Below are 5473 nucleotides of genomic sequence, written 5' to 3' on the forward strand. Positions count from 1 at the left end.
CACTGCAGCTTGTGGCGGATGAACTCTCGCAGAACATGGCGTCGGCCGAAGTCTTTTCGTTGGTGCTCAAGCGACTCGGCCGGACATTGAAGTTCGCTGCTGATGCACTGGCTGAACGTCACACCGACGAAAAAACGCAGACGCTGGAACGGGAAGCCATTCGCAAGATCGACAGTCTGCTGGCGGTGTTGAAGCAGGAGCAGAAGAAACAGGAGCCGGCTCAAGGGGAAAAGGAAGCTCAGGAGACGCTTTCTGAAGAACGGAAAGAGGAAGAAGAAAAGCCCGAGCAGGCCCAACCTCCCGGTGATATGCTGCCAGAATTGGCGCAATTGAAACTGCTGAAGACGCTGCAGGAGGAATATCTCGAACGGACGCAAATGCTCGATCAGTTCCGGGACGAGAATGGGGTCCTGCCCGCAGCAATGGAAGAAGAGAAAAATGAATTAGCACGCGAGCAGGCTGAGCTGGCTGATTTCGCACGAAACCTGATTGCCAAGTTCTTGCAGCAGCGGCCCGATCCAGCGGCTGGAGAGTCCGCAGAGGCTGAAGCGGAAGAACGGCGCAAGGATGAAGACGCAACAAAAATCGACCCCTGACGCGGCTGTTCGAAGCAGGCGGGTGAGTGAGCCGAAGTCGGTGAAGTCCGACAAAGGATGCGACAGAACATGGGCGAATACCAAAGAGTGCAGAGAGCCGCTGGACTGACCTGCTGGCAGGCTCGTCCCGATCGATCAGTCCGGGGGGATTCCAGCCCGGCGGCTGCCAGCTCCGAAAAAGGGGCCATATTGAGATGGAATCCTGTCTCGTTGGGGCGAACGGGATATTGGAACTGGATCAGTTTGAATACCTGTTGCTACCTGGTCGTGTCGTTCATCGCCGGTGCGTCGGTCGTCACTGCGGATGAGCCCTCCCCTGCGGCTGCAGAGAAGGCAAAAGAACCAGCCGCTTCCGAAGCTGTTCCAGAAGCCAAGCCAGAGGCCAAGCCACAGGTCAGGGAGAAATCGCTGCTTGAGAAGCTGGGTGAGGAGTTGATGAAGGAGGTCGATGATTCTCCTGTCAACGCCTTGAAGTCGACCACCGAAGAGGTCGACAAGATGGACCGCGCTGTGAAAGGAATGCGCGCCGCAGGCACGAAGCTGGACGAGGGGACCACTGCGGAAGAGACGCAGAAGATTCAAAAGCAGGTGATTCAGGACCTGGAAGACATCATCAACCAACTCGAGAATCCCCCGCCGAATAAGGGTGGTGGAGGCGGGGGGGGAGGAGGAGGTGGTGGTGGTGGAAGTGCCAGTCAGGGAGGAGGCGGTTCCTCGGGACAGAATCGCAGCGGCGGTCGCGGAGGGTCTTCAAAGCAGCGACTGCGGTCACGCGGCTCTGCAGGGTCGAGTACCGCCTCACAAGGTCAGGCGGCCGGTTCCACTGACGAACAGCAGGGGGGCGAGTCGAGTGAGAACGGAGTCGACTCGTCACCCCAATCTCAAGCAGACCGAAAGGCGGCTGAAGAAGCGGCACGCCGGCGAAAGCTGGAGATGGACGTCTGGGGGCATCTACCCGTTCATGTCCGTGAAGAATTGCTGAACACCTACGGCGAGAGAATGCTGCCGAAGTACGAACACCTGGTGAAGCAGTTTTATGAAGCGCTGTCGATGCAGGGCGAGCAGCAGAAGAAGTAATCGGGGCCACGCCCACTCTACCTCGTTGCCGCGAATTCGTCTTTCACGGTAGGCAAACCGCTTGTTCGCTGCGAGCGAGTCGCTGGTGCCAATTTGGCAGTTGGTGATCGACGCTGTGGGTGAAAACCCTTGAAAACAGGCTATTTTCAGCCGGGAAGTGGCTGGCGCGCGAGTTGCTTTCGGGCTGTTAACTGGTCGTTCGACTGCCGACGATATCTGAACAATGTTGATTGTATGGGAGTTCCCGAGTGTCTCAACCGCAAGAATTCACGTTTCAAACCGAGATCAAGCAACTTCTCCATATCCTTTCGCATTCTCTCTACCAGAACCGGGAAATTGCTCTGCGCGAGCTGATTTCCAACGCATCTGATTCTTTGAACAAGCTGCGGCATATCCAGCTCAGCGAAGAGCAGTATCGTGACGACCAACCACTGGAAATTACGCTCGAACCCAACAAAGATTCGAAGCTGCTGGTCATCCGCGATAACGGAATCGGCCTGACCCATGATGAACTGGTTCAGAACCTGGGAACGATTGCGCACAGCGGATCGAAAGAGTTCTTGCGGACACTGGCGGCGAAAGCCGACGGAGCAGAATCGTCTCCCTCGGCTGACCTGTCACTGATCGGACAGTTCGGCGTGGGATTCTATGCCGCGTTCATGCTGGCGGATCGCGTCGAAGTCGTCACGCGCAGCTATCGCGAAGAAACAGGCTGGCGGTGGGAATCCGATGGTTCGGGGCGCTTCACGATTACGCCTGCGGAAGAAGAAGTCCCTCGGGGTGCTCAGATTCGGCTGCACCTTAAGGACGACATGGATGAATTCACTGACCCGATGCGGTTGAAGTTTATTGTCCGCAAGTACTCAACGTTCGTGCCGCATCCCATCAAGCTCGATGGAGAAACGCTCAACGAACAGAAGCCGATCTGGGTCGAGCCGAAGAATCAGGTCACTGAAGAACAGCATGCTGGTTTTTACCAGTGGCTGACCCATCACGCAGAAGAAAAACCACTCTGGCACCTGCATCTGTCGAGCGATTCCCCCATTCAGTTTCATTCGATCCTGTACTGTCCCCCCACGAATTTTGAGCTGATGGGATTTGGCCAGATTGAGCACGGAATCAATCTGTGTGCGAAACGAATTCTGGTTCAGGATGACTGCCGCGACTTGCTGCCGGACTATCTTCGCTTCCTGTACGGGGTCGTTGATTCGGCCGACCTGCCACTGAACGTCTCGCGTGAGACACTGCAGGATCACAAGCTACTGCCCAAGCTGAAGCGGGTCTTGATCAAGAAGGTTCTCGACCACCTCGCCAGTATCGCCGAAGAACAGCCCGAGACCTTCAAGACGTTCTATCAGCAGTTCGGGCCGATTCTGCGGACCGGGATCGGGCAAGACTTCGAGAATCGCGAACGGATCGCAAAGTTGATGCGGTTCCATTCGACGCATACCGCCAATCCAACCCTCGTGGTACCCGGCGGAACGACCGATCAACCCGTACCTCCGACTGTCTCGCTGGATAGTTACCTCCAGCGGGCCGTGGAAGGCCAGACCCAGATTTACTACCTGAGTGGTCCTGATCTGGACGCGTTGTCTCGTCATCCGCTGCTGGAAGCATTCCGCAAACGAAACCTGGAAGTCCTGTTCCTGGATGATCCGATCGATGAATTCGCTCTGACGCAACTGCGTCGCTATGAGGGTAAAGATCTTATCTCCATCGATTCGGCGGATGTATCGTTCCCCGAATCGACCGATCCACCCGAGACGGAAGCGGCTGAAAAGCCGAAGAACATCACACGCGTCATTGAGTTGTTCCGAGGAGCGCTGGAAAGCAAGGTGCAGGACATTCGGGAGTCGTCTCGTCTGACGGAAAGCCCCTGTTGCCTGATCAATCCTCAGGGAACCATGAGCAACCAGCTGCAGAAGGTGCTCAGCCATACGATGAAAGAATACGAAGCTCCCAAACGGATCATGGAAGTGAATCCGCATGCAGCGCTCGTGACACGGCTGTGCGACCTGAGCAGCAATTCCGAGAACGACGAATTCATTCGGGATTGCGGCCGTCAGCTTTACGCAAATGCCCTCATCCTGGACGGACTGATTCCCGACGTGGAAGAAACGACGACCCGCTCGCTCCGTTTCATGGAAGAACTGGCCCGAAGCAAGTCTTCGATCGTCTTGTGATCGTATCGGAAAGCTGTGAGCAAGTTTGCGGCCCCGCATGTTCCATTCATGGTCATGCGGGGTTTTCTCGTGTGATCCGGCTCAAGTTAAGGAGGTTCCCGACCGAGAGCGTGTTCATGTGGCATTGACTGGCGAGACGGCTGAAGTTCCGTAAGTGTTTATTTTGTAGTGGATTGTGTCTCTGTCTGTGAAGTTGCTGTCACCCGGTTGGCACTGTGTGCAGAATCGGGAAAACTTGTCAAGCGGATTTCGGTGTTCCCGCTACGAACGGTTTAACTCTTATCGTTGTTGTAACCGATACCTGAATTGGACGTGTTCAATTTGGATGCATGGCTGGTTCTGCTTGCGCTGTCTGTCAGCGTCATGCTGCCCCACTCGCGGTTCAGTAAGGTTATGACATGAACAAGTGGTATCGCCCTCTCGGGTTTTTGCTGTTGGCCTCCGTCGCGGGGGAAGTCTGCGGATGCGCTCAGTCGGGCAGTTGGCTCGCCAGACGCGAATCCAAAAAGGGGGCGGAAGAGGCGCTGGCGGAAGCTGGCAAGGGGAAGAAAGGTTCGAAGGGGGCGAAGGGTCCGGCGGAACTGAAGTCGGACGAGCCCCGAACACTGCTCGGCAAAGCCAAGCGGAAATCAAAGTCCGCAGCCGCAGAATCGAAACTTGCCGCAGCAGATCAGGTGAATTCGTCCAAGTCGTCGAAATCCTCGCCTGAAACGGCCGTCGCCAAAGCGAGCAAAGATTCGCTGGCGAGCAAAGCGGCCGCGACGGCGAAGTCTGTTGCCGCGTCCGCCAAGACGGAAGAAATGGATGCCTTCCTGTCTGATCTCGACAAACCCACTCCAGTGGCAAAGAGCGAGTCCGGGAAACAGGCCTCTGACGAGTTCGATCCGTTTGACGACGTGATCGAAATGGGACAGAAGTCGGTCATGCAGGTCAAAAAGGAGCTGGGGAAAAAAGTCGAATCCCTGGAAAATGACGTTGCTGACTGGGCCAGCGACGAAGGGGAATCAAGTCTGTCAGCCGTCACCTCAGCGAAAGCTTCAACCGTTGTAGACGTGCTGGAGAAAGAACTGGATCTTCCGTTGGCACAACCTCCTGCTCTCCAGGCAGAAAGTGAGGATGCCGGCGAGGACGGACTGTCACAACTTCCTTCCCTGGGCGATTTGAAGAAGGCTGCGATCCAGACAATCGCGACCCGCGGATTGGCGAAGTTGTGTCCCGATGCCAGTGGTCCCTTGGCTGAAGCACTGAATGAAGTGGATCCTTCCGATCCGCAGTCGCTCAAAGTCTGTCTCAGCAAGATCGGAAAGCTGGGGGCGGATGGGATTGCAGCGGCCCCTGCTCTCCAGTCATTGCTCAAGCACGATGACGGCATCGTGAGGACCACGGCCGCTCAGACGATGGCGAAGCTGAATATCAGCTCGCCTGAATCAATCAAGGTGGTCACTGACAGTGTGGTCTCCCGCGATGCGAACCTGAGATCGTTCGCGAGCGGTGTTCTGGATGAAATGGGAGGCGAATCGACCCAGGTGCTGAAGTCGCTGTCAGAGAACTTGAAAAGCACTGACGGACAGACCCGCCTGCGAGTCGCTGAAGTCCTGATTCGTCACGAGGAGTATG

Annotated in this window: 4 protein-coding genes; all 4 read left to right on the top strand. The window is 56.2% G+C overall.

The genetic code is table 11. The annotated features are described in order from the left end of the window. A partial coding sequence (locus tag VGE80_RS18125; RefSeq protein WP_440593641.1) for a hypothetical protein occupies positions 1–596 on the top strand: 596 nt, incomplete at its 5' end. A 69-nt stretch (positions 597–665) separates the two neighbouring features. Further along, positions 666–1673 (top strand): hypothetical protein, encoded by a 1008-nt coding sequence (locus VGE80_RS18130; RefSeq protein WP_440593642.1) that lies wholly within the window; start codon positions 666–668, stop codon positions 1671–1673. A gap of 248 nt (positions 1674–1921) precedes the next feature. Next, positions 1922–3856: a molecular chaperone HtpG gene (htpG, locus tag VGE80_RS18135; protein ID WP_373652828.1), complete on the top strand. Its 1935-nt coding sequence runs from the start codon at positions 1922–1924 to the stop codon at positions 3854–3856. Between the two features lie 398 nt (positions 3857–4254). Continuing rightward, positions 4255–5473 (top strand): HEAT repeat domain-containing protein (locus tag VGE80_RS18140; protein ID WP_440593643.1); only part of this gene is annotated, 1219 nt, incomplete at its 3' end.

The sequence above is a fragment of the Schlesneria sp. genome (genome assembly GCF_036405755.1).
GTDB classification, from domain to species: domain Bacteria; phylum Planctomycetota; class Planctomycetia; order Planctomycetales; family Planctomycetaceae; genus Schlesneria; species Schlesneria sphaerica.